The organism is Amycolatopsis thermophila, assembly GCF_030814215.1.
Taxonomy (GTDB): Bacteria; Actinomycetota; Actinomycetes; order Mycobacteriales; family Pseudonocardiaceae; genus Amycolatopsis_E; species Amycolatopsis_E thermophila.
Genome location: NZ_JAUSUT010000001.1, coordinates 4,213,095 through 4,239,550 on the forward strand (window position 1 = coordinate 4,213,095; position 26,456 = coordinate 4,239,550).

Consider the following 26,456-nt stretch of genomic DNA (forward strand, 5'->3'; position numbering starts at 1 on the left):
GACCGCGCCGCAGACCATGACCTCGGCGAAGATCGTGGTCGCCGGTGGTTTCGGTGCCGGCAAGACCACCTTCGTCGGCTCGGTCTCGGAGATCGTGCCGCTCACCACCGAGGCGATGATGACCGACGCGAGCCGCGGCATCGACAACCTCGACCAGACACCCAACAAGGCCACCACGACCGTGGCCATGGACTTCGGTCGCGTGTCCCTGGACACCGATCTGATCCTGTACCTGTTCGGTACGCCGGGTCAGCAGCGGTTCTGGTTCATGTGGGACGACCTGGTGCGGGGCGCGATCGGCGCGGTGGTGCTCGCGGACACGCGGCGGCTGGCGGACTCGTTCGCGCCGATCGACTTCTTCGAGGACCGCAGGCTGCCCTACATCATCGGCGTGAACACGTTCGACGGGGCAGCTGCACCACGAGCTGAGCGACGTGCGCGAGGCGCTGGCGATCGACGAGAGCATCCCGATCGTGCGCTGCGACGCGCGTGACCGCGAGTCGACCAAGCAGACGCTGATCACACTGGTCGAGTACGCGATGCGGCAGTGGATCGCGATGCGGTCCGCGACCGCGCGCTGACGCTCCGCGGTAGTTCGGAGGAAGTGCCGGGCGGGGGGCCCGGTTCACGTTCGGTCGACGCTTCCTTCGTGCTGCTCGCTCGCGTTCTGAATCGTTACCGTGCCCCGGCGGGTGTCGCGGCGGTCATACTTGGGTTTGCGATAGTAGGAAGCCCAAGTATTTTTGAGGTATGAACGCCTCACTGCACCGGCCCGTGCACCCCGTGCGGTTCGTCACCGCCTCGAGTCTGTTCGACGGGCACGACGCTTCGATCAACATCATGCGGCGCATCCTGCAGTCGCAGGGTGCGGAGGTCATCCACCTCGGGCACAACCGGTCGGTGGACGAGGTCGTGACGGCCGCGATCAGCGAGGACGCCCACGGCGTCGCGATCAGCGCCTACCAGGGCGGCCACGTCGAGTACTTCAGCTACCTGGTGGAGCTGCTGAACGAGCGCGGCGCCGGGCACATCAAGGTGTACGGCGGCGGGGGCGGCGTCATCGTGCGCGAGGAGATCGAGCTGCTGCACTCGCGTGGCGTCGCGCGCATCTTCTCCCCGGACGACGGCCTCCAGCTGGGCCTGCCCGGGATGATCAACCTGATGATCTCCGAGTGCGACTACGACCTGGCCGAGGTGCCGGCCGGGTCGGACGACGACCTGCTCGCCGGGGACGTCCGGGCGCTGGCGCGGTTCATCACCCAGCTGCAGGCCGGCAGCGTCCCGGCGGACCGGCTCGCGCGCGTCACGGAGGCGGCCAAGGCGCGCACGGTCCCGGTCCTGGGCATCACCGGCACCGGTGGTTCGGGCAAGTCGTCGCTGACCGACGAGCTGCTCCGGCGGTTCCGGCTGGACCAGGAGGACAAGCTGCGCATCGCGGTGCTGGCGGTCGACCCGACCCGCCGCCGCGGCGGTGGCGCGCTGCTGGGCGACCGGATCCGGATGAACGGGCTGGACGGCTCGCAGGTCTACTTCCGGTCGATGGCCACTCGTCAGGCCGCGGGCGAGGTGCCCGAGGGCCTGGACGAGGCCGTGCTGGCGTGCAAGGCCGCGGGCTACGACCTGGTGATCGTCGAGACGCCGGGCATCGGGCAGGGCGACGCCGGGATCGTGGACCACGTCGACTACTCGCTGTACGTGATGACGCCGGAGTTCGGCGCCGCGTCGCAGCTGGAGAAGATCGACATGCTCGACTTCGCCGATGCGGTGGCGATCAACAAGTTCGAGCGCCGCGGCGCCGAGGACGCGCGCCGCGACGTCGCGCGCCAGCTGGTGCGCAACCGCGAGCAGTTCGGTGCCTCGCCGGAGGACATGCCGGTGTTCGGCACCAGCGCCGCGCGGTTCAACGACGACGGCGTGACGGCGCTGTACCAGTTCCTGCGCGACGAGCTGGCCGAGCGGGGCCTGTCGGTGTCGGCGGGGCAGCTGCCGAAGGTGGAGACCAAGGTCTCGACGGGCGCGACGGTCGTCATCCCGGCGTCGCGCGAGCGGTACCTGGCCGACATCGCCGCCACCGTCCGCGGCTACCACGAGAAGACGCGCGAGCAGGTCGCCGCCGTGCGCAAGGTCGACCAGCTGACCGCCGCGAAGGACGCCCTCGCCGCCGAAGGCGCGGACACCGGGCCGATCGAGGCGCTGCTGGCGAAGGCGGAGTCCGAAGTGGACTCCTCGGTGGCCGGTCTGCTGGAGCGCTGGGGCGAGCTGTCCGAGTCCTACCGGCAGGAGGAGCTGGTCGTCCGCATCCGGGACAAGGAACTGCGCACCCAGCTGTGGCGCGAAACCCTGTCCGGCAACCGGATCCCGCGCGTGGCGCTGCCGCGCTACACCGACCGCGGCGAGCTGCTGTCGTTCCTGCGCCGCGAGCACCTGCCCGGCTACTTCCCCTACACCGCGGGCGTTTTTCCGTTCAAGCGCGAGGGCGAGGACCCGGCCCGCATGTTCGCCGGGGAGGGCGACGCGTTCCGCACCAACCGCCGGTTCAAGTACCTGTCCGCCGACTCCGAGGCCAAGCGGCTGTCGACGGCGTTCGACTCGGTGACCCTCTACGGGCACGACCCGGACACGCGGCCGGACATCTACGGCAAGATCGGCACCTCGGGTGTGTCGATCGCGACGCTGGAGGACATGAAGGCGCTCTACGACGGGTTCGACCTGACGGCGCCGAACACCTCGGTCTCGATGACGATCAACGGCCCGGCGCCGACGATCCTCGCGTTCTTCCTCAACACCGCGATCGACCAGCGGATGGACGCCTTCCGCGCCGAGCACGGGCGGGAGCCGACGCCCGAGGAGGCCGCGGAGCTGCGCGAGTGGACGCTGCACCAGGTGCGCGGCACGGTGCAGGCCGACATCCTCAAGGAGGACCAGGGCCAGAACACCTGCATCTTCTCCACCGAGTTCTCGCTGCGGATGATGGCCGACATCCAGGAGTGGTTCATCGAGCACGGGGTGCGCAACTTCTACTCGGTGTCGATCTCGGGCTACCACATCGCCGAGGCGGGGGCGAACCCGATCTCGCAGCTGGCGTTCACGCTGGCCAACGGGTTCACCTACGTCGAGTCGTACCTGGCGCGCGGCATGAAGGTCGACGACTTCGCGCCCAACCTGTCGTTCTTCTTCTCCAACGGCATGGACGCCGAGTACTCGGTGCTGGGCCGGGTCGCGCGCCGCATCTGGGCGGTGGCGATGAAGGAGCGCTACGGCGCCAACGAGCGGTCGCAGAAGCTCAAGTACCACGTGCAGACGTCGGGCCGGTCGCTGCACGCGCAGGAGATGAGCTTCAACGACATCCGCACCACGCTGCAGGCGCTGTGCGCGCTCTACGACAACGCGAACTCGTTGCACACCAACGCCTACGACGAGGCGATCACCACGCCGACGGAGAGCTCGGTGCGGCGCGCGATGGCCATCCAGATGATCATCAACAAGGAGTGGGGCCTGTCGAAGAACGAGAACCCGTTGCAGGGTTCGTTCATCATCGACGAGCTGACCGACCTGGTCGAGGAGGCCGTGCTGGCCGAGTTCGACCGGATGGCCGAGCGCGGCGGTGTGCTGGGCGCGATGGAGACCGGCTACCAGCGCGGCAAGATCCAGGACGAGTCGATGCTGTACGAGCGGCTCAAGCACGAGGGCACGCTGCCGATCGTCGGGGTGAACACATTCCGCAACCCGCACCCCGAGGAGGACGAGGTCGAGGTCGAACTGGCGCGCGCCACGGAGGAGGAGAAGCAGTCGCAGCTGACGCGGCTGGCCGACTTCCAGCAGCGGCACAGCCGGGAGGCCCAGGAGGCGCTCCGGGCGCTCCGCGAGGCCGCCACCCGCGGCGAGAACCTGTTCGGCGTGCTGATGGACGCCGCGCGGGTCTGCTCGCTCGGGCAGATCACCGACGCGTTCTTCGAAGTCGGCGGCCAGTACCGGCGCAACATCTAGAAGCCGTGCGCACGGTGGCGGGTCGCGGCGGCCCGCCACCGGTGACCCGCCGACCGGGCCGGGAATAGCGCGCCCCGGTCGGCGGGTTACCGGGATACATGGAGTTCGGGATCTCGACGTTCATCACCGACGAAGGCATCCGCCCCGGCGCGCTGGGCCGTGCGCTGGAGGAACGCGGCTTCGACTCGCTGCTGCTGGCCGAGCACTCGCACATCCCGGTCAGCCGGGAGAGCCCCTATCCCGGCGGCGGTGACCTGCCGCGCGTCTACTACCGCACCCTCGACCCGTTCGTCGCCCTCACCGCGGTCGCGGCCGAGACGACCGACCTGCTGCTGTTCACCGGTGTCGCCCTGCTGGTCCAGCGGGACGTCATCCACACGGCCAAGGAGGTCGCGAGCCTCGACCTGCTCTCCGGCGGGCGCGTGGCCTTCGGCGTCGGCGTCGGGTGGAACCGCGAGGAGATGCGCAACCACGGCACCGACCCGCGCACCCGCGGCGCCCTGATCGACGAGCAGATCCAGGCGCTCAAGGCGATCTGGACGCAGGACGAGGCCGAGTTCCACGGCAAGCACGTCGACTTCGACCCGATCTGGCAGTGGCCCAAACCGGTGCAGCGCCCGCACCCGCCGATCTACGTCGGCGGCGAGAGCGAGGCCGCGCTCAACCGGTTGGCCAAGCACGCCGACGGCTGGATGCCGCGGTCGCACACGCCGGCGGCGGAGATCCAGCGCGTCCGGGCGTGGCTGGCCGAGCAGGGCCGCACCGACGTGCCGTTCACCGTGTTCGGCGCCGGGCGCAGCGAAGAGGCCCTCGCCGGGTACGCCGAGGCCGGTGTCGAGCGCGTGACGTTCATGCTGGGCACCCGGCCCGAGTCGGAGACCCTGGCCAAGCTGGACGAACTCGCCGCACTCGCGGAGGGCTACCGGTGAAACTGGGCATCTCCACGTTCGTCACGGACGAGAGCGCGCGCCCCGATGTGCTGGCCAAGGCGGTCGAGGAGCGCGGGTTCGACGCGTTGTTCCTCGCCGAGCACTCGCACATCCCGGTCAACCGCCAGACGCCGTACCCGCCCGGCGGCGACATGGCGCGAGCCTACTACCGCGCGCTCGACCCGTTCGTCGCGCTGACGGCGGCCGCGGCGGCGACCTCGACGGTGAAGCTGGGCACCGGCATCGCGCTGCTGATCCAGCGGGACGTCCTGCACACCGCGAAGTCGGTCGCGAGCCTGGACCTGCTCTCCGGTGGCCGGTTCCTGTTCGGCGTCGGCGTCGGCTGGAACCGGGAGGAAATGCGCAACCACGGCACCGATCCCCGCACCCGCGGTGCTCTGCTGGACGAGCAGATCCAGGCGCTGCGGACGATCTGGACGCGGGACGAGGCCGAGTTCCACGGCGCGCACGTCGACTTCGACCCGGTCTTCCAGTGGCCCAAGCCGGCCCGCCCGGTGCCGGTCTACATCGGCGGCAACAGCGCGCCGGCGCTGGAGCGGGCGAAGCGCCTGGAGGCCGGCTGGCTGCCCAACGCCCTGCGCGACCCGGATGCGGCGCGGGCCCAGGTCACGCAGGCCGGTTCGGTCCCGGTGACGGCCACGTCGGCGCCGCCGGACCCGGCGCTGCTGGACGCCTACGCGGAGGCGGGTGCGGAGCGGGTGACGCTCGGGTTGCCGGCCTCGTCGGAGGGCGACACGTTGCGCCGCCTGGACGCGCTGGCGGCGCTGGCCCCGCGCTTCGCCTGAGCCGGACGCGGAGGGTCCACTGTGGGCGGTGCGGAACCGGCCTCCCGCCGGCGCCGCGCCGGCCGCCCGGGTCGCCGGAGCAGTGCCGACGTGCTGGTGCTCGGTGGTCAGGACGCGCATGGCGACCGCGCCGAACACCGCTGCGGGGAGCACGGCCCGGCGGCCGACCCGACGGGGCGTCACGGCTGGCGACGAAACGATCTCAGCGCGTGTTGTCCAGCAGCAGGTGCACCGACAGCTCCAGCCGGTTGGCGACGTCGGCGGCCGACGCCCGGCGCGTGACCCACGCGACCAGGTTCGCCATCCACACGTCGGCGATGAGGTGGAACACCGCGCGGTCGTGCTCGGTCGGCTCCTCGATGCCCATCGCGCGGGCGAACATGCTCTCCAGCAGCCGCCCGACCTGCTCGACCTCGGCGGCGGCGGTGGTGTCGGCGAACATGAACGCGCGCACCATCGCCTCGGTCAGGTGCGGGTCGCGCTGCATCATCCGCGTGTTGCGGCTGAGCACGAAGATGAGCCGCTCGCTGGGCGTGTCGCCGGGGATGCTCGAGCGCTGCAGCTTCTCGTGGGCGCGCTCGAACTCGCGGGCCAGACCGGACACCAGGAGGTGGATCTTGGACGGGAAGTACCGGTAGAGGGTGCCCAGCGCCACGTCGGCCTTCTCGGCCACGGCCCGCATCTGCACGGCGTCGTACCCGCCCTTGGCGGCCAGCGCCAGGGTCGCGTCGATGATGCGCCTGCGCCGGTCCCGCTGGGCGGCGGACCCGAGCTCGTCGCTGGACAGCGCGCTCATCCCGGTCTTGGGTTGGGTGGACGTCTTCGCTTTCCCGGCCATCGGCACCTGCTCCGGAACTTGTTTCAGTTTCACCCGACAGCTTACCGGTCCGGCGCCTGATCTCGCGCATCGAGTGGATCTGGCCACAAAACTGAAACACGTTCTATAGTGAGCCGCATGTCAGTCCTGACCGCGCAGCAGCGCGCACTGGCCGAGACGATCCGCTCCGTCGGCCGCACCCGCGAGGACCTGGCCGCGATCGGCGTGTTCGGGATCGGGGTGCCCGAGGAGCTGGGCGGCGCGGGCGGGACGGTCGCCGACGCGGCCGTGGCCGTCGAGGAAGCGGCCGCCGCGCTGGTGCCCGGCCCGGTCTTCGGCACCGTCCTGGCGGCTCTGCTGCTGGGCCGCCAGGGCGGATCACCGGTGGCGAAGGAGCTGCTCCCGGCCTTCGCGGACGGGTCGGCCAGCGCCGGGGTGGCGCTGTCGCCCGGCGGACCGGTGCTCGACGCCGACGCCACGCACGTGCTGGTCGCCGACGGTGCCCGCTGGGGCATCAGCGACTCCGGCGCGGCCGCCGTCGAGTCGTTCGATCTGTCCCGCGCCTTCGGAACCGTGCCTGGCAGCGCGGGTGCGGACTTCGAGGGACCGGTCCGGGCGTACGCGGCGACCCTGGCGGCGGCCGAGGCGGCGGGGATCGCGCGGTGGTGCCTGGAGACGGCTGCCGGCTACGCCAAGGTGCGCGAGCAGTTCGGCCGTCCGATCGGGTCGTTCCAGGCGGTCAAGCACCTGTGCGCGGAGATGCTGTGCCGGGCCGAGCTGGCCGGCGCGCTCGCGTGGGACGCGGCGCGGGCCGCCGGGGAGTCGCCGGAGCAGCACGAGTTCGCCGCGGCGGTCGCGGCGGCCGGGGCGCTCGACGCGGCCGTGGACACCGCGAAGGACTGCATTCAGGTGCTCGGTGGAATCGGTTTCACCTGGGAGCACGACGCGCACCGCTACCTGCGCCGCGCGGTGTCGCTGCGGCAGTGGCTCGGCGGTTCCGCCGCGTGGCGGCGGGAGGCCGCTTCCCTCGCGCTGCGAGGGAGGCGTCGTCGTCTGGCCGTCGACCTGTCGGAGCACTTCGATCCCGACGTGCGGGCGACGGTGGAGGAGATCGCGGCGCTGCCGGCCGCGGAACAGCGGGCGAGGCTGGCCACGTCGGGTTACCTCATGCCGCACTGGCCCGCCCCGTACGGCTTGGACGCGACACCCGCGCAGCAGCTGGTGATCGACGCCGAGCTGGCACGGGCGGGGGTGACGCGACCCGATCTGGTGATCGGCGCGTGGGCCGTGCCCACCTTGCTGGAGCACGGCACCGATGAGCAGCGGCACCGGTTCGCGATGCCGACCCTGCGCGGCGAGCTGAGCTGGTGCCAGCTGTTCAGCGAGCCCGGCGCCGGGTCCGACCTGGCCTCGCTGCGCACCCGCGCCACCAAAGTGGACGGTGGGTACGTGTTGTCCGGGCAGAAGGTCTGGACCTCGCTCGCGCGCGAGGCGGACTGGGGCATCTGCCTGGCCCGCACCGATCTGGACGCGCCGAAGCACCGGGGCATCACCTACTTCCTGGTCGACATGGCTTCACCCGGCATCGAGATCCGGCCGCTGCGGGAGATCACCGGCGTCGAGCGGTTCAACGAGGTCTTCCTGGACGACGTGTTCGTGCCGGAGGAGAACGTGGTGGGCGAGGTGAACGGCGGCTGGCGGCTGGCGCGGACGACGCTGGCCAACGAACGCGTCGCGATGAGCGGCGGCTCGTCGGTCGGAGAGGCGGTCGAGGAGCTGCTGGCCGGCGTGGACGATCCCGATCCGGCGGTGCTGGAGCGGCTCGGCGCGCTCGTCGCGGAGGGGTCGGCGTGCGCGCTGCTCGACCTGCGCTCGACCCTGCGCCGGCTGGCCGGCCAGGACCCGGGCGCGGAATCCAGCGTGCGCAAGCTGATCGGCGTCCGGCACCGGCAGGCCGCGGCGGAGACCGCCCTGGACCTGCTGGGACCCGCAGGTGTCCTGGTCACCGACGGTACGGCCGCCGCGCAGCACGAGTTCCTGCTCACGCGTTGCCTGAGCATCGCCGGCGGCACCACGCAGATCCTGCTGTCCGTGGCCGCGGAACGCCTGCTGGGGCTGCCTCGATCCTGAATCGTCGGTGGTCACGCCTATCGTGGCCACCGTGGAATGGACCGAGACGACCAGGGCGATCTTCGTGCCCTCGGACCCGCCCCGCGACGGCGCGCTCGCCGTGTGGGGCGACCAGCCGGGGCCGACGCCGGTCGAGCTCGTGCTGCCCGCCGGGGCAGGCAAGTCCTTCCGCCGCACCAGGGTCGACGCGCACGTGCTGCCGCTGGCCGAGGCCATCCCCCGCCTGCTCGCCCTCACCGAGCCCAGCCCGGCCACCGGCGCGTGGGCGGCCGCGGTCACGGCGGGGCTGAACCTGATCTCGCGCGGGCGCATCCGGCCCGCGGCGAGCACGGGCGGGGTGGACGCCTGGCGGGTCGGGCCGCTCGACGCCGCCGACGAAGGCCTGCTGCGCGACCTGGCCGCCGCGTTGCCGCCGGAGTCCCACGCCCTCCCGTTGTCCGGGCTGAAACGGATCCGCCTGCACTCGCCGGAGACGCTGGTCCGCGCGCTCTGGGACGCCACGGCTGACGTGCTCGTCCGCACCCCCGCGGCCCGCGTCGTCGCCGGCGGGCCCGCGTTCGCCGCGCCGGAGCCCACCCTCCTGGGCGAGGAGAGCGTCGCCTGGCTCGCCGACCTCGCCGCGGAGCAGGAGGCGGGCGCCCAGCTCCAGCTGCGGATCGAGGTCCGCGAAACCGAGGAGGACTTCGCCTTCACCGGCGTCCTCGCGCTGCGCAGCCGGGCCGATCCGAGCCTGGTCGTCGACGCGGCGACGCTGTGGGACGCGCCGGACGCGGTGTTGTCCCGGTTCGGTGAGCAGGTCGAGGCGCAGCTGCTCATCGGGTTGCGGCGCGGCGCCCGCGCGTGGTCGCCGCTCGGCCGGATGCTCGAGGCCGCCGCCCCCAGCGAGCTGAGGCTGGACGACGCCGAGGTGGCCGACCTGCTCGACGGCGGCCGGGACGCGCTGTCCGCCACCGGCATCGAGGTGCTGTGGCCGCGCGGGATGTTCGGTGACACCGTGCGGGCCAAGGCGAGCGCGACGCCGTCGCCCGGCAGCGAGGGCGGCGCGGTGTTCCGCCTGACCGACCTGCTGAAGTTCCGGTGGCAGCTCAGCCTGGGCGGCACGGACCTCACCGAGCACGAGGTGTCCGCGCTGGCCGAGGCGAAACGCCCGTTCGTGCGGCTGCGCGGGCAGTGGGTGCGGGTGGACAGCGGGTTGCTGGCCCGGCTGCGCCGCTCGCCGCGGACGGTGACCGGCGCGCAGGCGCTGGCCGCCGCGCTCACCGGTGAGCTCCGGCTCGACGACGAGGAGCTCGACTTCGCCGCCCCGCCCGTGCTCGACGGCCTGGTGCGACGGCTGCGGGCGCCGGGGGAACCGGTCGAGCCGGACGCCGACCTGCAGGCCACCCTGCGGCCCTACCAGCGCGCCGGGCTGTCCTGGCTGGTCCGGATGACCGAGCTGGGGCTGGGCGGCATCCTCGCCGACGACATGGGCCTGGGGAAGACGATCCAGCTCATCGCGCTGCACCTGCACCGCCGCGCGCTCGGTGCCGGGCCGACGCTCGTGCTGTGCCCGACGTCGCTGCTGGGCAACTGGGAGCGCGAGTTCGCGCGGTTCGCGCCGAAGGTCCCGGTGCGCCGGTTCCACGGCGGGCGGCGGCACCTCGACGACCTCGGACCGGACGAGGTCGTCCTCGCCACCTACGGCGTCCTCCGCCGCGACCGCGCCACGCTGTCCGAAGTGGACTGGGGCCTGATCGCCGCGGACGAGGCGCAGCACGTCAAGAACCCGCTTTCGGTGACGGCCAGGGAACTGCGGAAGATCCCGTCGCCGGCGCGGATCGCGCTGACCGGCACGCCGATGGAGAACCGGCTCACCGAGTTGTGGTCCATCCTGGACTGGACGACACCCGGCCTGCTCGGGTCCCTGGAGCACTTCCGGCGCACCGTCGCCCGCCCCGTCGAGCGCGATCGCGACGCGGGCAGCACCGAGCGGCTGGCGTCCACGGTGCGGCCGTTCCTGTTGCGGCGCCGCAAAACCGACCCGGACATCGCGCCGGAGCTGCCGCGCAAGACGGAGACCGACCGGTACGTGCCGCTGACCACCGAGCAGGCCACCCTGTACGAGGCGGTGGTGCGGGAGAACCTGGCGGTGATCCGCGAGTCGCAGGGCGTGCAGCGGCGCGGGCAGGTGCTCAAGCTGCTCACCGAGCTGAAACAGATCTGCAACCACCCGGCGCAGTACCTCAAGGAGAGCGGGCCGGTGCCCGGGCGGTCCGGCAAGCTCGCCGCGTTCGAGGAGCTGCTGGACGTGATCCTCGACGAGGGCGAGAGCGTGCTGGTGTTCAGCCAGTACGTGCAGCTGTGCCGGCTGCTGGAGGCCCGGCTGACCGAACGCGGGCTGCCCGTGCAGCTGCTGTCCGGTGCGGTGCCGGCGCGGCAGCGGGAGGAGATGGTCGCCCGGTTCCAGCGCGGTGACGCACCGGTGTTCCTGTTGTCGCTCAAGGCGGGGGGCGTCGGGCTGAACCTGACCCGCGCGACGCACGTGATCCACTACGACCGGTGGTGGAACCCGGCGGTCGAGGACCAGGCGACCGACCGCGCGTACCGCATCGGGCAGGACCGGCCGGTGCAGGTCCACCGGCTCATCGCGGAGGGCACGCTGGAGGAGCGGATCGCCGGTGTGCTGGCCGACAAGCGCGGCCTGGCGGAGAGCGTGATCGGCGCCGGGGAGGACTGGATCACCGAACTGAGCGACGACGAGCTGACCGACCTGGTGCGGCTGGGTGACCCGGGATGACCGTCGGGTCCGGCGTTCACCGCTCGACGCCATGCCGTGCCGCCGGTGGAAGGCGCCGGGGTCGGGCTTTTGTGCGCGGGGGTAGGGGTGGCCGGCGCGTGGGTGGGGGCTGGATCGTCGGTCCGGGTGGTGTGGTGGGTAGGCGGTGTGGTTGTGGGCGGCGTGTCGGCGCGGTGGGGCGGCGTCGTTCGGGGGTGTCGGTGCGTGGTGTGTCGCTGGGGTGGTCCCGGGTTGTGGTGACCCGGCGGCGGGGTTGGGCTTGGGTGCGCGGGGGTAGGGGTGGCCGGCGCGTGGGCGGGGGCTGGATCGCCGGATCGGGTGGTGTGGTGGGCAGGCGGCGTGTCGGCGCGGTGGGGCGGCGTCGTCCGTGGGCGCCTGTGCGCGGTGCGTCGCTGGGGCGGTCCTGGGCTGTGGTGACCAGGCGCTGGGGTTGGGCTTGGGTGCGCGGGGGCAGGGGTGGCCGGCGCGTGGGCGGGGGCTGGATCGCCATGCCGGGTCGTGTCCCCGGGCGCTCGCGCGTCGGCGGTCCGCCGTCGGGAGTGCCGGGATGAGCCGCCGGGTGTTCGGGCGCACCTGGTGGGGCCGGGCGTGGGTGCAGGCCCTCGAGGGCCGCGCCAAGCTGGACCCCAACCGGCTGCCGCGCGGGCGGACCTACGCGCGCAAGGGGCAGGTCGGCTCGTTCGAGGTGAGTCCGGGGGAGATCCGCGCCGAGGTGCGCGGGTCCCGGCCGTCGCCCTACCGCGTCACCGTCCGGACGCACCGCTTCACGACCGCGCAGTGGGACACGCTGCTGGTCACCATCGGCCGGCAGGCCGGCTACGCGGCGGCGCTCCTCGACGGTGAGCTCCCATCGGATCTCGCCGAGCACGCGCGCGCCGCCGGGGCCGATCTGCTGCCCGGGCCGGGCGATCTCAAGCCGCGGTGTTCGTGCCCGGACTTCGCCGACCCGTGCAAACATTCCGCCGCCGTGTGCTACCTGGTCGCCGACGAGGTCGACGCGGACCCGTTCGTGCTGTTCCTGCTGCGGGGCAAGGACCGCGCGGAGCTGCTGGCCGAGTTGCGGGCGCGGCGCAGCCGCCCGTCCGTGACGCGCCCGAACCTGCCGGAACCCGCCGGACCGGGGATCGCGCCCGCGGAGGCGTTCGCGCGGGAACGGTCGCCGGTGCCGTCGCTGCCGCCACCGCCCGACGCGCCCGGGCGGCCCGCCGAGGTGGCGCTGTCGCCACCGCCCGCGAGTGGTGTGCGGGTGGACGCGTTGCAGGCGCTGGCCGCCGACGCCGCCGCCCGCGCGTGGCGGCTGCTCACGGGCGGCGAGCCGGAGGATGACCTGTCGGTCGACGAGGACCTGGCCCGCCGGGCGGCGGACGCCCTGCACGGCGGGCCGGTGAGCGTCGCCGCACTGGCCGCGGAAGCCGGTATGTCGACACGCGAGCTGACCCGCTGGGCGATCGCCTGGCGCGAAGCGGGTCGCGGCGGGCTGGCCGCTCTGCGCGAGACGTGGCAACCGCCGCCGGGGAGGTTCTACGAGGTCCTCGCCGAGCTGGACGAGTCCGGCCTGCCCGGCGAGACGAAGATCTGGCGCAACCGCGTCACGCGCGGCGCACTGCAACTCCGTCTCGCCCGGGACGGCCGGTGGTACCGGTTCAGCCGCTCGTTCCAGGACTGGCTCCCGGACGGGCCGGGCTCACCGCACCCGCTCGACCTGCTGTGAGCTCCGCGGGTGGCGGCCCGCCCGCCCGAAGAGCGTGGTCAGCCGCGCTCGTCGCGCAGCCAGCGCAGGTACGTCCAGTCCAGGAAGCGCTCCACGCCGCGCACCACGTGCGCCGACCGGATGGACGGGAACACGTCGAACGCGTGCTGCGCCCCCGGCAGTTCCGCGTACGCCACCGGCTGCTCCGAGGTCTCCCGCAACCGCCGGACGAACTCCCGCGCCTCCCGGACCGGCACCAGCGAATCGTGCGCTCCGTGGATCACGAAGAACGGCGGGGCCTTGTCGGTGATCCGGTCCAGCGGGGACGCCGCGATGTACTCGTCCAGGAACCGTGCCGGGTCCTTGCCCACCACGTACCGCGCGAGCAGGCCCTCCAGGCGCGCCTTGCTCGCGGGCGAACCGCTCGTCGCCGCGAAGTCGTACACCCCGTAGTGCGGCACGCACGCCTGCACGGACGTGTCGGCGTCGGCGAAACCGGGCTGCAGGCCGGCGTCGTTCGGGGTCAGGGCGAGCAGCGCGGACAGGTGCCCGCCCGCTGAACCGCCCGTCGCGGCCAGGAACGACGGGTCGCCACCGTATTCGTGGATGTGCTCCCGGATCCACGCCACCGCCCGCTTCACCCCGACGATGTGGTCCGGCCAGTGCGCCTTGGGCGACAACGGGTAGTTCACCGCCACGCACACCCAGCCGCGCTGGGCCATGTGCAGCATCAGCGGAATCCCCTGGTGGTCCTTGCTGTCGATCATCCACGCGCCGCCGTGGATCTGCAGCAGCACCGGCCGCCCCTCGACGGGCGTGCGCGGCCGGTAGACGTCCATCAGGAACCGCTTGCCGCCCGGCGCGTAGGCCAGGTTGCGGTCCCGCCGCACGTCCGGGTTGCGCATCCGGAACGGCAGCACCAGCTGCCCCCACGGTGTCGCCAGGTCCTTCGGGTCCGGCGGGCGCTCCAGGTCCTCCACGTACCGCGGCCCGAGCGCCTCCGCCAGCGCCCCCTCGACCGCGCCCTTGGCCTTCTGCGACGTCGCGATCAGCGAGCCCAGTCCCGCGGCCGACGCCGCGGCCATGCCGAGCGCCACCCGGTCCGACGTCGAGCGCGCCCCGCGCCGCGCCAGGTGCGCGGCGGTGTCGGCGACGGTCAGCGCGAGCAGGTGCGGCGCCAGCTCCCCGGTCAGCCAGCCGGCGAAGAACGCGGGCACCGAGGCGCGCACCCCGGGGACCGGCCGGATCGCGTTCGCGGTCAGGGCGAGCTGGATCGCCCGGCGGGTGGGGAAACGGGGTCGCATGCCACGTGATCGTAGTCAACCTCGCTTACCCTTATCACGTGCGACCGCTCAGTGGACTCGACGCCAGTTTCCTGTACCTGGAAACGTCTTCGCAGGTCCTGCACGTGTGCGGGCTGCTCACCCTGGACGGATCGACCATACCGGGCGGATATCGCTTCCCGGAGTTCAAACGCGTCCTGGCCGAACGCATCGCCGCGATTCCGGAGTTCCGGCGGAAACTGCACAATTCCCCGCTGAACTTCCTGCACCCGGTGTGGGTCGAGGACGAGGCGTTCGACATCGACCGCCACCTCCACCGGGTCGCCGTGCCGCAGCCGGGCGATCGGGAGACCCTGGCCGAGCTGTGCGCCCACTTCGCCGGGCAGCCACTCGACCGCGGCCGCCCGCTGTGGGAGATGTACGTCATCGAGGGCCTGCCCGGCGACGCCGTCGCGGTGATGTTCAAGATGCACCACTCGATGGTCGACGGAGTCGGCGGCGCGAGCCTGATCGCCTACCTGGCGGGCACCGAACCGGGTGAACTTCCGCCGCTGCCCGAGCGGGAGCCGAACCCGGAGCCGCCGTCGCACCTCGAACTGCTCCGCACGAGCGTCGGGGAGCTGGCCCGGCGCCCGGTGGAGCTGGCGAAGCTGCTGCCCGGCCTGGCCGGGATGGCGCCGCGCTGGATCGGCCGCGCCCTGCGCCGCCAGGGCATGCCGGTGCCGTTCACCGCGCCCCGCACGTCGTTCAACGCCACCATCACCGGCGTCCGCAGCGTCGCCTACACCACCGTGGACCTCGACGACGTCAAGACCGTGAAGAACGCGTTCGGCGTGAAGGTCAACGACGTCGTCCTGGCGCTGTGCGCGGGCGGGCTGCGCCGCTACTTCGAGGCGCGCGGCGAGCTGCCCACGGAGCCGCTGGTCGCGACCGTCCCGGTGTCGACGCAGGACCGCACCAGCCGCGACGACACCAGCAACAACAAGGTGTCCGCGTTCTTCGCGACGTTGCCGACGCACCTGCCGGAGGCCGCCGCCCGGCTGTACGCGGTCGCGGAGAGCAACCGTCAGGCCAAGGAGCACCACCACGAGATCGACGCGGACATGCTGCGGGACTGGGCGCAGTTCGCCGCACCCGGTCTGTTCGGGCTCGCCGTACGGGCCTACGCGGCGCTGCGGCTGGCCGACAGGCATCCGGTGGTGCACAACCTGGTGGTGTCCAACGTGCCCGGCCCGCCGGTGCCGCTGTACTTCGTGGGCGCCAAGGTCACCGCGTTCTACCCGCTCGGGCCGGTGTTCCACGGCGCCGGGCTCAACGTGACCGTGCTGTCCTACGCCGGCGGGGTCGACATCGGGCTGATCGCCGCGCGAGAACTCGTTCCAGATCTGTGGGCGCTGACCGATGCCGTGCGCGACGAGATGAAGGAGCTGCTGGACGCCGCCTCGGCCCTTGCCTAGCCGCCGCTCCTCGACTAAGACTAGAACAGGTTTCACTCTTGTCGTCGAGGAGCCGGTGTGGACTTCACCCTGGATGCGACCCAGGCCGAGATCGCCGCGCTGACCGCGGACGTCCTCGCCCGGGAGCCCGAGCACGCCTGGCCGGCTCTGGCCAAGGCGGGCCTGCTCACGCTCGCCCTGCCCGCCGAGCTGGACGGCGACGGTCTCGGCCCGGCCGAGATCGCGGTGGTGCTCACCGAGGTGGGCCGCGCCGCCGCACCGGTGCCGGCGCTGGCGTCACTGGCGCTCGGGGTGCTGCCGCTGAACCGGCACGGCAGCCCGGAGCAACGGGCCCGCTGGCTGCCGGAGATCGCCTCCGGGGAGTCGGTCGTCACCGCCGCCGTGCACGAGCCGTCCGCGCCCTTCGTCGCCGAACCGGGTACCGAGGCCGTCGCCGTCGACGGCGGATGGGTGCTGACCGGCACGAAGACCCGGGTGCCGTCGCTGCCGGAGGCCCGGTGCGTGCTGGTCCCGGCCCGGCTGCCGTGGGGCACCGGGGTCTTCCTCGTCGACCCCCGCGCCCGCGGTGCCGAGGTCCACGGCACCACCCTTCGGCTGGACGGCGTCCGGGTGGGGGAGGCAGACCTGGTGCGCGACGCGGCACCGGCCGACCTGCACCGGTGCGCGCTCGCCGGTGCGGTGGCGCTCGGGGACGGCGCCGTGGCCGGAGCGCTCGCCCTGACCACCGAGCACATCCGGCAGCGGGAGCAGTTCGGCCGTCCACTCGCGACGTTCCAGGCGGTGGCCCAGCAGATCGCCGACGTCTACATCGCCTCGCGCACGCTGCACCTGGCCGCGCTGTCCGCGGTGTGGCGGCTCGCCGAGGGGCTCGATGCGGACGAGGACCTCGCGGTCGCCGCGTACTGGCTCGCCGAGGAGGCACCCAAGGCGCTGGCGGTGTGCCACCACCTGCACGGCGGTCTGGGCGTGGACATCACCTACCCGCTGCACCGCCACTACGGGCTGGTCAAGGAGCTGGCCGCGTTCACCGGCGGGGCGAGTGCGCGGCTGGACCGGCTCGGCGACCTGGTGGAGGGCTGATGCACATCGAACTGACCGCACCGCAACGGAAACTCCGCGCCGAGCTGCGTGACTACTTCGCCGGGCTGATCACGCCCGAGGAGCGGCAGGCGCTGCTGCGCGAGCGGCACGGCGAGGTCTACCGCCGCATCGTGCGGCGCATGGGCACCGACGGCCGCCTCGGCGTGGGCTGGCCCGCGGAGTACGGCGGGGGCGGTTTCGGCGACCTCGAGCAGCACATCTTCGCCGACGAGGCCGCCCGCGCCGACGTGCAGCTGCCGTCGGTGACATTGCAGACCGTCGGCCCGACCCTGCAGGAGTACGGCACACCGGAGCAGAAGGCGTTCTTCCTGCCGAAGATCCTCGCCGGCGAGGTGCACTTCGCGATCGGCTACACCGAACCGGACGCGGGCACCGACCTGGCGTCCCTGCGCACGGCCGCGGTCCGCGACGGCGACTCCTACGTCGTCAACGGGCAGAAGATCTTCACCACCGGTGCGCACGACGCCGACTACATCTGGCTGGCCGTGCGCACCGATCCAGACGCGCCCAAGCACAAGGGCATCTCGATCCTCATCGTCGACACCACCGACCCCGGGTTCTCGTGGACGCCGATCATCACCTGCGACGGCGCCCACCACGTCAACGCCACCTACTACTCCGACGTCCGGGTGCCGGTGTCGATGCGGGTCGGCGAGGAGAACCAGGGCTGGAAGCTGATCACGACGCAGCTCAACCACGAGCGCGTCATGCTCGGTCCCGCCGGGCGGATCGGCGGCCTCTACGACCGGGTGCGCGCCTGGGCCGCCGAGCGCGGGCTGCTCGGCGAGCCCGACGTGCGCCGCGCGCTCGGTGAGACGCTCGCGGTGGTGCGGATCAACGAGCTGCTGAACTGGCAGGTGGCGGCGGCGGAACCCGACGTGGCGGACGCGTCGGCGACGAAGGTGTTCGGCTCGGACCGCATCCAGCGGGTGGCGCGGCTGATGGAGGAGATCGTGGCACGGCACGGGGATCTGTCCGATCCGGACACCGCGGTGCTCGCGGAATGGCTGGACGTCCTGGCCCGCCGCAACATCGTGCTGACCTTCGGCGGGGGCGTGAACGAGATCCAGCGCGAGCTGATCGCGATGGCCGGCCTGGAGCTGCCGAGGGTGCCGCGATGAGCGTCGAGGAGGCCGCCGCCCGCATCGCCGCGCGGGGCGAGTCGTCGCGGCGCCTGGCGCGCGATCCGGTCAACCAGGCGATGATCAACAACTGGGTCGAGGCCATCGGGGACACCAACCCGCGCTACCTCGAGGGCGTCGCGCCGCCCGCGATGGCGCAGGTGTGGACGATGAACGGCCTGCACGGTCGACGCGCCGAGGACGACCCGCTGGGCGCGATGATGAGCGTGCTCGACGAGGCCGGCTACACGTCGGTGGTCGCGACGAACTCCGAGCAGAACTACTACCGCCACCTGCGGGTCGGCGAGCACGTGGCGGCGTCCACGGCCCTGGAGTCGGTGGCCGGCCCGAAGCGGACCGCGCTGGGCGAGGGCTGGTTCGTCACCACGAAGACGTCCTGGTACGTCGGCGACGAACTGGTCGCCGACATGCTGTTCCGGGTGCTCAAGTTCGCGCCGCCGCCCTCGTCACCGGGCGCGCTGCGGCCGGTGATCAGCCGCGACACCGAGTTCTTCTGGGAGGGCACGAAGGCCGGGGAGCTGCGGATCCAGCGGTGGGGCGAGACGCTGCGGCACCCGCCCGGGCCGATGCCGCCGGACGGCGACCTCGACGCGAAGCCGGACTGGGTGGTGGCGAGCGGGCGCGGCACGGTCTACAGCTACGTGGTGCACCACCGGCCGGCGGTGCCGGGCAAGCAACTGCCGTTCGTGATCGCGCTGGTCGAGCTGGCGGAAGGGGTGCGCATGCTGGGCGAGCTGGTCGGCGCCGACCCGGCGGAGGTCCACATCGGACTACCGGTGACCGCGACGTTCCTGAAGGTGGACGACGAGCTGACCCTGCCGGCCTGGCGGGTGGCGCGATGATCGCCGTCGGCACCGAGCTGCCCGAGCTGGCCTTCGACGTCACCCCGACGTTCGTGATCAGCACGGCCCTGGCCACCCGGGACTTCCAGGACGTGCACCACGACCGCGACGCGGCCGTCGCGCGCGGGTCGAAGGACATCTTCCTCAACATCCTCACCGACAACGGGCTCGTGCAGCGGTTCGTCACCGACTGGGCCGGGCCGGAGGCGTTCGTGCGCTCGATCAAGATCAAGCTCGGCGTACCGTGCTACGCCGGGGACAAGCTGGTGTTCACCGGGCGCGTGGCGTCGCTGGAGGGCCGGGTCGCGGTGGTCGAGGTGACCGGTACCGGCTCGCTGGGTGCGCACGTGACCGGGACGGTGACCGTGGAGCTGGCGGCATGACACTGTCGGGCAGGGCGGCCATCGCCGGGATCGGCGCGACCGAGTTCTCCAAGGACTCCGGGCGCAGCGAACTGCGGCTGGCGGCGGAGGCCGTGCGCGCGGCACTGGACGACGCCGGGCTGCGCCCGTCCGATGTGGACGGCCTGGTGTCGTTCACGATGGACGGCAACGCCGAGATCGCGGTGGCGCGGGAGCTGGGCATCCCGGAGCTGACGTTCTTCAGCCGCGTCCACTACGGCGGCGGCGCGGCGGCGGCGACGGTCCAGCAGGCGGCGATGGCGGTGGCGACCGGGGTGGCCGAGGTGGTGGTCGCGTACCGGGCGTTCAACGAACGGTCCGGGCACCGGTTCGGGCAGGTGTCGGCCGCGGCGGCGGGACAGGTGAACTCGTCGGGGGTGGACAACGCGTTCCACTACCCGATGGGCATCGCGACCCCGGCGGCCACGGTGGCGATGGTGGCGCAGCGGTACCTGCACGAGTACGGGGCGTCGACCGAGGACTTCGGCCGGGTGGCGGTGCTGGACCGCAAGCACGCGGCGACCAACCCGGCCGCGTGGTTCCACGGCAAGCCGATCACGCTGGCGGAGCACCAGGCGTCCCGGTGGATCGCCGAACCGCTGCGGCTGCTCGACTGCTGCCAGGAGTCCGACGGCGGGGTCGCGCTGGTGATCACGAGCGTCGAGCGGGCTCGTGACCTGCGGCAGAAGCCGGCGGTGGTCGCGGCGGCGGCGCAGGGGAGCGGGCCGGACCAGTACATCATGACCAGCTACTACCGGGACGAGCTCGCCGCGCTGCCGGAGATGGGCGTCGTGGCGCGGCAGCTGTGGGCCCAGTCGGGCGCGGGGCCGTCGGACATGGACGTGGCGGTGCTGTACGACCACTTCACGCCGTACGTGCTGATGCAGCTGGAGGAGCTGGGGTTCTGCGGGCGCGGGGAGGCGGCCGGGTTCGTCGCGTCCGGGGCGCTCGAGCTGGACGGCTCGCTGCCGCTCAACCCGCACGGCGGCCAGCTCGGCGAGGCCTACATCCACGGGATGAACGGCATCGCCGAGGCCGTGCGTCAGATCCGCGGGACGTCGGTCAACCAGGTGCCGTCGGTGTCGCACGTGCTGGTCACCGCGGGCACCGGCGTGCCGACGAGCGGGCTGGTGCTGGCTCAGTCGTAGCCGCGGACGAGGTGGCTCTCGTCGTCTGCCACCTCGGTGATGTCGACGGTGGTGTCCCCGATGACGGGCTGGTCGGTGAGCGGTTCGGTGGCCGGCATCGCCTTGTCGTCCTTTCTGACGTCGCCTACGGTCTGTGGTTCCCGTCACACTACGCGATCACTCACCGGCGGTTTTCAGCGGTGGAGGGACGGGGATCCAGTCGGCCACAACCGGCGCCGCAGCCGGTGCACCCCGCACACCATCAGCGCGATCGCGACCCAGGCGAACCCGATCAGCCCGTACAGGAACGCGCGAAGGCACCCGGCGCCCACGGTCCTGGCGTCGTCCTCCACCTGGTTCCCCTCACACGAGTTACGCCGTCTCGGGGTGTGGAATTCACCTCGATGACCTCTAGCGCGTCCGGCACTTCGTGGGCGAACTTGAGGACGTGCAGATCCCGGCCCTGGTTGCGTGGAGTTTGACAGCGGCGTTCGCGCTGCTGGCCGTTCCCAGCCTCGTCCGCCTGGTGCGCCTGGACTCCCTCAGCACCACGCCGGACATCCGCCAGCAGGACCTCGCCGAGTTGCTGATGGTCCTGGCGATGCTCGCGATGGTCTCGCCGCTCGGGGGGCCCATCCCGGCGGCCGGCTGGCAGGCGATCCTCGTCCTGACGGCCGGCTGGTTCTTCGTCGCCGCGCTGCGCGGGCGGCGGTGCTGCGCCGTGCACCACCTGGTCTCCGCCGCCGCGATGCTGTACATGATCACCGCCATGCCCCACCGGGGCGACCACGGGCCCTGGCTGGTCATGACGGAATCCTCGGCGAAACTCGCCTGGCCGGTGCTCGCCCTGGCGGCGATCGGCTACTTCGCCGTGGACAGCGTCCGCGCCGGCATCATCGGCGCCCGCTGGGCCCGCACCGAGAGCCTCCGCGACCACCGCGCGGTCCGCCAGGTCTGCCGCGCCCTGATGGGCGCCGGCATGGCCTACCTGCTGGTCACCGGCCTGTAGGCACCAGCACCGCGTCCGCCAGCACCGGCGCGTCCCGTTCGACAGCCGTGGTCGCCACCAGCAGCCGGCCGTCCTCGTCCCACACCCGCGTCCGCAGCGTCTCGCCCGGCACGACGATGCCCGCGAACCGCGCGGAGAACGAGCCCACGCGCGTGACGTCGGCGTCCAGCACCGCGTCCGTCACCGCCTTCGCCACGACCCCGTACGTGCACAGCCCGTGCAGGATCGGCTGGTCGAACCCCGCCGACCGGGCGAATTCCGGGTCGATGTGCAGCGGGTTCCGGTCGCCGCACAGCCGGTAGATCAGCGCCTGCTGCGGCAACGTCGGCGTGTCGATCACGACGTCCGGCTCGCGGTCCGGCAGCTCCACGCGCTCCGACGTCCCCCGCGACCCGCCGAACCCGCCCTCGCCCCGGGCGAAGATGCTCGACCGCGCGGTCCACAACGGTGAGCCGTCCGTGGACACCACCAACGTCTCGTTGACGATCACCGCCGCCTTGCCCTTGTCCAGCACGTCCACGATCCGCGTGCGCGCGACCGCCTTGCCCTCGACCGGGATCGGCCGGTGCACCGTCACCGCCTGCGTCCCGTGCACGACCTTCGCCAGGTCGATCTCGACACCCGGGAACGACACCGCGGGAGGCTCGTAGATCCGCAGGTTCGCCGCCACCGTCGCGAACGTCGGCAACACCCGAAGGTCCCGCTCGTAGGTGTAGCGCAGCTCCCGCGGATCGGCCGGCCGGGTGCCCGCGCCCAGTGCCAGGTGGTACAGCAGCACGTCGGACGGCATCCACTCGAACGCCAGCTCGTCGAGCTCGGCACCGATGGCGACGTCGGGATCGATGGGCAACGCGGGCACTCCTACTCGTAGGTGACCGACACCTCGTCGGTCAACGGTACCGACTGGCACGCCAGCACGATGCCGTCGGCGATGTCCTCGGAATCCAGGACCTCGTTGTTCAGCATCTTCACCTCGCCGGAGACGATCCGGCACGCGCACGCGCTGCACTGCCCCTCGCGGCACGAGTACGGCGCGTCCAGGCCGCGGGCCAGCAGGAAGTCCAGCAGCTTCTCCTGACGCGGCCAGGAGAACGAGTGCTGCGACCCGTCCAGATCCACCCGCAGGGCGGTCGTCCCCGCCTCCTCCGAGGCAGCGGCCGCGGCTTTGTCCTCGAAGGGATTGCCGCCGAGCGACACGAACCGCTCCAGGTGGATCCGCTGCCGCGGCATCCCGAGGTCCTTCAACGCCTGCTTGCCGGCCGTCATGAACGCCTCCGGCCCGCACAGGAACGCGTCGAACTCCGGGTACGGCCGCGCCAGCTCGCGCAGCTGCGCCACCGAGGGCAGGCCCTGCACGCTCTCCAGCCAGTGCAGCACGGTCAGCCGCTCCGGGTGCTCCCGCGCCATCGCGGCCAGCTCGGATGCGAAGATCACCGAGGACTCGTCCCGGTTGGCGTAGACCAGCACGATCCGCCCGCCACCCGACACCAGCGCGGACTTCAGGATGGACATCACCGGCGTGATCCCGCTGCCGCCGGCCATCAGCAGCAGGTCGGCGTCCAGCGACTCCGGGGTGAACACGCCGGACGGGGGCAGCACGTCCACAGTGGATCCTGCGGAGATGTTGTCGCACAACCAGTTCGACCCGTACCCGCCTTCGGTGCGTTTCACCGTCACCTTGAGCCGGGAACCCTCGTGCGGGGCGCTGGACAGCGAATAGCACCGGGCCGCCTCGCCCGCGCGCAACGTGAGGAACTGCCCGGGCCGGTACCGGAACCGCTCCGCGTGCTCCTCCGGCACGTCGAACACGATCGAGGACGCCTCGGCCGTCTCCGCGATCACCTCGGCGACCGTGAGGGTGTAGCTATCCGGCATCGAGAACCCCGAACTCCCCGTTCCGCACCGCCGCGTCGATGCTGTCGACCAGCTTCGGGCAGGTGTCGAGCAGCGCGGTGTTGTGCCCCTCGGACACCTCCTGCGCGAACACCGGGCAGCTGCCCGCGTCCGTCGTCCACTGGATGCTGGTGTGCTTGACGCTGTTCTTCTTCACCAGGACCCGCGTGCCGCACGACGCGCAGGCGTGCGGCCGCAGCCCGCCGGAGAGGAACTCGGTGCGCTCGGCGGTGGTCATCCGGCGACTCCCGCCTCCTGCTGGCGGGCCAGGTTCTCGGCCACCTCCCGCGCCCACGCCTCGTTGGCCTTGGTGGTGTCCACCTCGAACTCGAAGCGCCGCGTCATGTCCTCGGTGACGTCCTCGACGTCCACGTAGAACTGCTCGTACCAGCGGCGCAGCTGGTAGACCGGGCCGTCCTCCTCGCACAGCAGCGGGTTGTCGATGCGGGACTTGTTCTTCCAGATCTCCACGTCCTGCAGGAACCCGACGCCGATGCTCTTGGCGAACTTGCCGGCGATCTTGTCCGCCTGCTCGTCGGACACGCCCGGCAGCTTCTTCACGCTCACGCCCCACTGCAGCACGAACGACGTCGGCGTGACCGGGTAGTGGCAGTTGATCAGCACGTTCTCGATCTCGAAGCCCTTGTACGTGTTCAGCAGGGTGTTGATCATGTAGGACGGGCCGAAGTAGGACGCCTCCGAGCGCAGCAGGTTGTCCTCGCCGCCGTAGTTGGACGCCATGCCCACGTCCGGGCGGCCCTTGGTGTTGAGGTACTGGGTGGCGATGTGGCCCTCGAACACGTTCTTGAAGTAGGTCGGGAACGCGTAGTGGATGTAGAAGAAGTGGGCCATGTCGACCATGTTGTCGATGATCTCGCGGCAGTTGGAGCCCTCGATCAGCACCGAGTCCCAGGTCCAGTTGCTCCACTCGCCGCTGAAGATGCCCTCGATGCGCGGGATCACGACGTCGGCGGGCGGCGGGTTGCCCTGCGGGTCGTGCCACACGAACAGCTGCTTGTTCTCCTCGAGCGTGATCCACGACCGGGTGCGGGCGCGCAGCGGAACCCGCTTGGCGTAGGGGATCGAGACGCACTTGCCGTTGCCGCCCCAGCGCCAGTCGTGGAACGGGCAGGCCACCTCGTTGCCCTTGACGCTGCCCTGGCTCAGGTCGCCGCCCATGTGGCGGCAGTAGGCGTCCAGGACGTTGAGCGTGCCGTCCTCGCCGGCGAACACCACCAGCTTGGTGCCGAACGCGTTGACGGCGTGCGGTTTCCCGTCCCGGAACGTCTCGGCCAGGCCCAGGCAGTGCCAGCCGCGCGCGAACCGCGCCGGCGGCGCACCCGCGTCGATCGTGCGGACTTCAGTCATCATCGACCTCCAGTGCGATTCTGGGTGGCCAGGTGGCGTGAGGCAAGGAACCCGAAGACCATCGCGGGTCCGATCGTGGCCCCCGGCCCGGCGTAGGTGTGGCCCATGACCGCGGCGCTGGTGTTGCCGGCCGCGTACAACCCGGGGATCACCGACCCGTCCTCGCGCAGCACGCGCGCGTGGGTGTCGGTGCGCAGCCCGCCCTTCGTGCCCAGGTCACCGGGCACGATCCGGACCGCGTAGAACGGGGCCTTGTCGAGCGGGCCGAGGCTGGGGTTGGGTTTCTGGCGCGGGTCGCCGTAGTAGTGGTCGTAGGCGCTCTGGCCGCGACGGAAGTCCTCGTCGACACCGCGGCGGGCGAAGCCGTTGAAGCGCTCGACGGTCGCCTCCAGGGCCGCCGCCGGCACCTCGATGCGCGCGGCGAGTTCGCCCAGTGTGGGCGCCTTGGTCACGATGCCCGCCTTGAACCAGCGGCCGGGCAGCTTCTGCCGCGGGCCCACGCCGGTGAACATGTACCGGTCGCGGTAGCGCTGGTCGAAGATCAGCCAGGTCGGGATGTTCTCGGCCGGCCCGTCGCCCGGCCCGTACATCGCGTGCACGGCCTCGACGTAGGGCGCCGACTCGTTGACGAACCGCTCGCCGCGCGCGTTGACCAGGATGCAGCCGGGCCGGGACCGCTCGGCGAGGGCGAACCACGGGCCGCCGGTGAGCGGGATCGTCGGGCCCCACCACGCGTCGTCCATCAGCGCGACGGACGCGCCGAGCTTGAGCCCGGCCGTGATCGCGTCGCCGGTGTTGGCCTTCGCGCCGACCGTCCACTCGGTGCCGATGGGGCTGCGCTGGTATTTCGCGCGCATCTCCTCGTTGTGCTCGAAGCCGCCCGCGGCGAGCACGACCCCCAGGCGTGCCCGCACGGTCTCGGCGCGGCCGTCGCGCCGGACGACCACGCCGGTGACCCGGTCGTCCTCGGTCACGAGGTCGAGCAGGGGGGTGTCCAGCCACATCGGCACACCCGCGCGGAGCAGGCCCGCTCGGAGCCCCGCCGCGAGCGCCTGGCCCATCGACAGCAGCCGCTGCCCGCGGGCCAGCCCGGCCAGCCACCGGGCGCCGATCCGCAGCACGCGCAGCGCCCCCTTCGGGTGCCGGGCGAGCAGGCTCAGCCAGCGGTAGTCCGCCTGGGTGATCGGCACGCCCAGGGGCGCCCCGCTGTAGGGCGGTTCGAGGTTGGCCAGTTCGGCGCCGAGCAGTGTGCCGTCGAACGGCTTCGGCTCGACCGACCGGCCGCCGGGCCGCCCGCCCGGCGCCTCGGGGTGGTAGTCGGAGTAGCCGCGCACCCACTGAAGGCGCAGCGGGGTCTTGCGGTGCACGAACGACACCACCTCGGGGCCGTGATCGAGGAAGGCCTGGCGCAGCTCGGCCGGCACGACGTCGCCGACGATGGCCTCGAGGTAGGCGCGCGCCTGGTCCGGTGTGTCCGCGACGCCCGCCGCGCGCAGCGCCTCGTTGTCCGGGATCCACACCCCGCCACCCGATCGGGCCGTGGAGCCGCCGAACTTCGACGCCTTCTCGATCACCACGACGGACAGGCCGGCGTCGGCGGCCGCGAGCGCGGCGGTCATGCCGGCGGCGCCGCTGCCGGCCACCACGACGTCGAACTCGTCGGTCATGCCACCTCCGGTAAGCCAACACTGTAACGTG

At 72.2% G+C, this 26,456-nt stretch carries 21 protein-coding genes and 1 pseudogene; 14 read left to right on the top strand and 8 right to left on the bottom strand.

Translation table 11 applies throughout. The annotated features are described in order from the left end of the window. Positions 1-16 precede the first annotated feature (16 nt). The 4 genes and pseudogenes from FB470_RS20645 (at position 17) to FB470_RS20660 (ending at position 5,722) form a co-directional block, all read left to right on the top strand. A pseudogene (locus FB470_RS20645) lies at positions 17-581 on the top strand (GTP-binding protein). Positions 582-750: 169 nt separating this feature from the next. After that, on the top strand, positions 751-3,987 hold the full coding sequence (gene icmF, locus FB470_RS20650; protein WP_306993895.1) for a fused isobutyryl-CoA mutase/GTPase IcmF: 3,237 nt from the start codon (positions 751-753) through the stop codon (positions 3,985-3,987). Positions 3,988-4,085: 98 nt separating this feature from the next. Further along, positions 4,086-4,916 (top strand): LLM class F420-dependent oxidoreductase, encoded by an 831-nt coding sequence (locus tag FB470_RS20655; RefSeq protein ID WP_306993897.1) that lies wholly within the window; start codon positions 4,086-4,088, stop codon positions 4,914-4,916. Beyond that, a complete protein-coding gene (locus FB470_RS20660) occupies positions 4,913-5,722 on the top strand; it encodes an LLM class F420-dependent oxidoreductase (RefSeq protein WP_306993898.1) in 810 nt (269 codons plus the stop codon). Before FB470_RS20655 ends, FB470_RS20660 begins: the two co-directional genes overlap by 4 nt. A gap of 202 nt (positions 5,723-5,924) precedes the next feature. Here FB470_RS20660 and kstR read toward each other — a convergent pair whose 3' ends face one another. Further along, positions 5,925-6,560, bottom strand: a complete 636-nt coding sequence (gene kstR / locus FB470_RS20665; RefSeq protein ID WP_306993899.1) for a cholesterol catabolism transcriptional regulator KstR — start codon at positions 6,558-6,560, stop codon at positions 5,925-5,927. Between the two features lie 117 nt (positions 6,561-6,677). On the opposite strand from kstR, the gene FB470_RS20670 reads away from it, so the two are divergent. From FB470_RS20670 to FB470_RS20680, 3 genes are all read left to right on the top strand, one after another. Beyond that, positions 6,678-8,669, top strand: a complete 1,992-nt coding sequence (locus FB470_RS20670) for an acyl-CoA dehydrogenase (RefSeq protein WP_306993901.1) — start codon at positions 6,678-6,680, stop codon at positions 8,667-8,669. A gap of 31 nt (positions 8,670-8,700) precedes the next feature. After that, positions 8,701-11,445 (top strand): DEAD/DEAH box helicase, encoded by a 2,745-nt coding sequence (locus tag FB470_RS20675; RefSeq protein WP_370876510.1) that lies wholly within the window; start codon positions 8,701-8,703, stop codon positions 11,443-11,445. A 547-nt stretch (positions 11,446-11,992) separates the two neighbouring features. Beyond that, the gene (locus tag FB470_RS20680) at positions 11,993-13,156 is read left to right on the top strand and encodes an SWIM zinc finger family protein (protein WP_306993905.1); all 1,164 of its coding nucleotides are present in this window, start codon (positions 11,993-11,995) and stop codon (positions 13,154-13,156) included. Between the two features lie 38 nt (positions 13,157-13,194). Here FB470_RS20680 and FB470_RS20685 read toward each other — a convergent pair whose 3' ends face one another. After that, positions 13,195-14,439 carry an alpha/beta hydrolase gene (locus FB470_RS20685; protein WP_306993907.1) on the bottom strand — a complete coding sequence of 415 codons (1,245 nt, stop codon included), beginning with the start codon at positions 14,437-14,439 and terminating at the stop codon, positions 13,195-13,197. Between the two features lie 38 nt (positions 14,440-14,477). Here FB470_RS20685 and FB470_RS20690 point away from each other — a divergent pair, with 38 nt between their 5' ends. The 6 genes from FB470_RS20690 to FB470_RS20715 are packed head-to-tail and all read left to right on the top strand — an operon-like array spanning position 14,478 to position 20,509. Next, positions 14,478-15,875 (top strand): WS/DGAT/MGAT family O-acyltransferase, encoded by a 1,398-nt coding sequence (locus tag FB470_RS20690; protein WP_306993910.1) that lies wholly within the window; start codon positions 14,478-14,480, stop codon positions 15,873-15,875. 57 nt (positions 15,876-15,932) lie between these two features. Then, complete coding sequence (locus FB470_RS20695; RefSeq protein WP_306993912.1) at positions 15,933-16,955, top strand: acyl-CoA dehydrogenase family protein; 1,023 nt, start codon at positions 15,933-15,935, stop codon at positions 16,953-16,955. Continuing rightward, positions 16,955-18,097 carry an acyl-CoA dehydrogenase family protein gene (locus FB470_RS20700; protein WP_306993914.1) on the top strand — a complete coding sequence of 381 codons (1,143 nt, stop codon included), beginning with the start codon at positions 16,955-16,957 and terminating at the stop codon, positions 18,095-18,097. The genes FB470_RS20695 and FB470_RS20700 overlap by 1 nt, the downstream gene beginning before the upstream one ends. Then, positions 18,094-18,960 (top strand): bifunctional MaoC family dehydratase N-terminal/OB-fold nucleic acid binding domain-containing protein, encoded by an 867-nt coding sequence (locus FB470_RS20705; RefSeq protein WP_306993916.1) that lies wholly within the window; start codon positions 18,094-18,096, stop codon positions 18,958-18,960. The genes FB470_RS20700 and FB470_RS20705 overlap by 4 nt, the downstream gene beginning before the upstream one ends. Next, positions 18,957-19,343, top strand: coding sequence for a MaoC family dehydratase (locus tag FB470_RS20710; RefSeq protein WP_306993918.1), 387 nt, complete (start codon positions 18,957-18,959; stop codon positions 19,341-19,343). The genes FB470_RS20705 and FB470_RS20710 overlap by 4 nt, the downstream gene beginning before the upstream one ends. Beyond that, the gene (locus FB470_RS20715; protein ID WP_306993920.1) at positions 19,340-20,509 is read left to right on the top strand and encodes a lipid-transfer protein; all 1,170 of its coding nucleotides are present in this window, start codon (positions 19,340-19,342) and stop codon (positions 20,507-20,509) included. The genes FB470_RS20710 and FB470_RS20715 overlap by 4 nt, the downstream gene beginning before the upstream one ends. A 173-nt stretch (positions 20,510-20,682) precedes the next feature. On the opposite strand, the gene FB470_RS20720 is transcribed toward FB470_RS20715, so the two are convergent. After that, positions 20,683-20,841 carry a hypothetical protein gene (locus FB470_RS20720; protein WP_306993922.1) on the bottom strand — a complete coding sequence of 53 codons (159 nt, stop codon included), beginning with the start codon at positions 20,839-20,841 and terminating at the stop codon, positions 20,683-20,685. 77 nt (positions 20,842-20,918) lie between these two features. Here FB470_RS20720 and FB470_RS20725 point away from each other — a divergent pair, with 77 nt between their 5' ends. Next, complete coding sequence (locus tag FB470_RS20725; RefSeq protein ID WP_306993924.1) at positions 20,919-21,497, top strand: DUF5134 domain-containing protein; 579 nt, start codon at positions 20,919-20,921, stop codon at positions 21,495-21,497. Here FB470_RS20725 and FB470_RS20730 read toward each other — a convergent pair. Genes FB470_RS20730 through kstD form a run of 5 tightly spaced genes read right to left on the bottom strand, consistent with a single transcriptional unit; the run spans position 21,484 to position 26,425 of the window. Beyond that, entirely contained in the window at positions 21,484-22,347 is an 864-nt protein-coding gene (locus FB470_RS20730; RefSeq protein WP_306993926.1) for a MaoC/PaaZ C-terminal domain-containing protein, read from the bottom strand. The genes FB470_RS20725 and FB470_RS20730 overlap by 14 nt on opposite strands. 11 nt (positions 22,348-22,358) lie before the next feature. Then, positions 22,359-23,372, bottom strand: coding sequence for a ferredoxin--NADP reductase (locus FB470_RS20735; protein ID WP_306993927.1), 1,014 nt, complete (start codon positions 23,370-23,372; stop codon positions 22,359-22,361). Then, the gene (locus FB470_RS20740; protein ID WP_306993929.1) at positions 23,362-23,628 is read right to left on the bottom strand and encodes a hypothetical protein; all 267 of its coding nucleotides are present in this window, start codon (positions 23,626-23,628) and stop codon (positions 23,362-23,364) included. The genes FB470_RS20735 and FB470_RS20740 overlap by 11 nt, the downstream gene beginning before the upstream one ends. Beyond that, a complete protein-coding gene (locus FB470_RS20745) occupies positions 23,625-24,761 on the bottom strand; it encodes a Rieske 2Fe-2S domain-containing protein (RefSeq protein WP_370876512.1) in 1,137 nt (378 codons plus the stop codon). Before FB470_RS20745 ends, FB470_RS20740 begins: the two co-directional genes overlap by 4 nt. Then, complete coding sequence (kstD, locus tag FB470_RS20750; RefSeq protein ID WP_306993931.1) at positions 24,758-26,425, bottom strand: 3-oxosteroid 1-dehydrogenase; 1,668 nt, start codon at positions 26,423-26,425, stop codon at positions 24,758-24,760. Before kstD ends, FB470_RS20745 begins: the two co-directional genes overlap by 4 nt. Positions 26,426-26,456 lie beyond the last annotated feature (31 nt).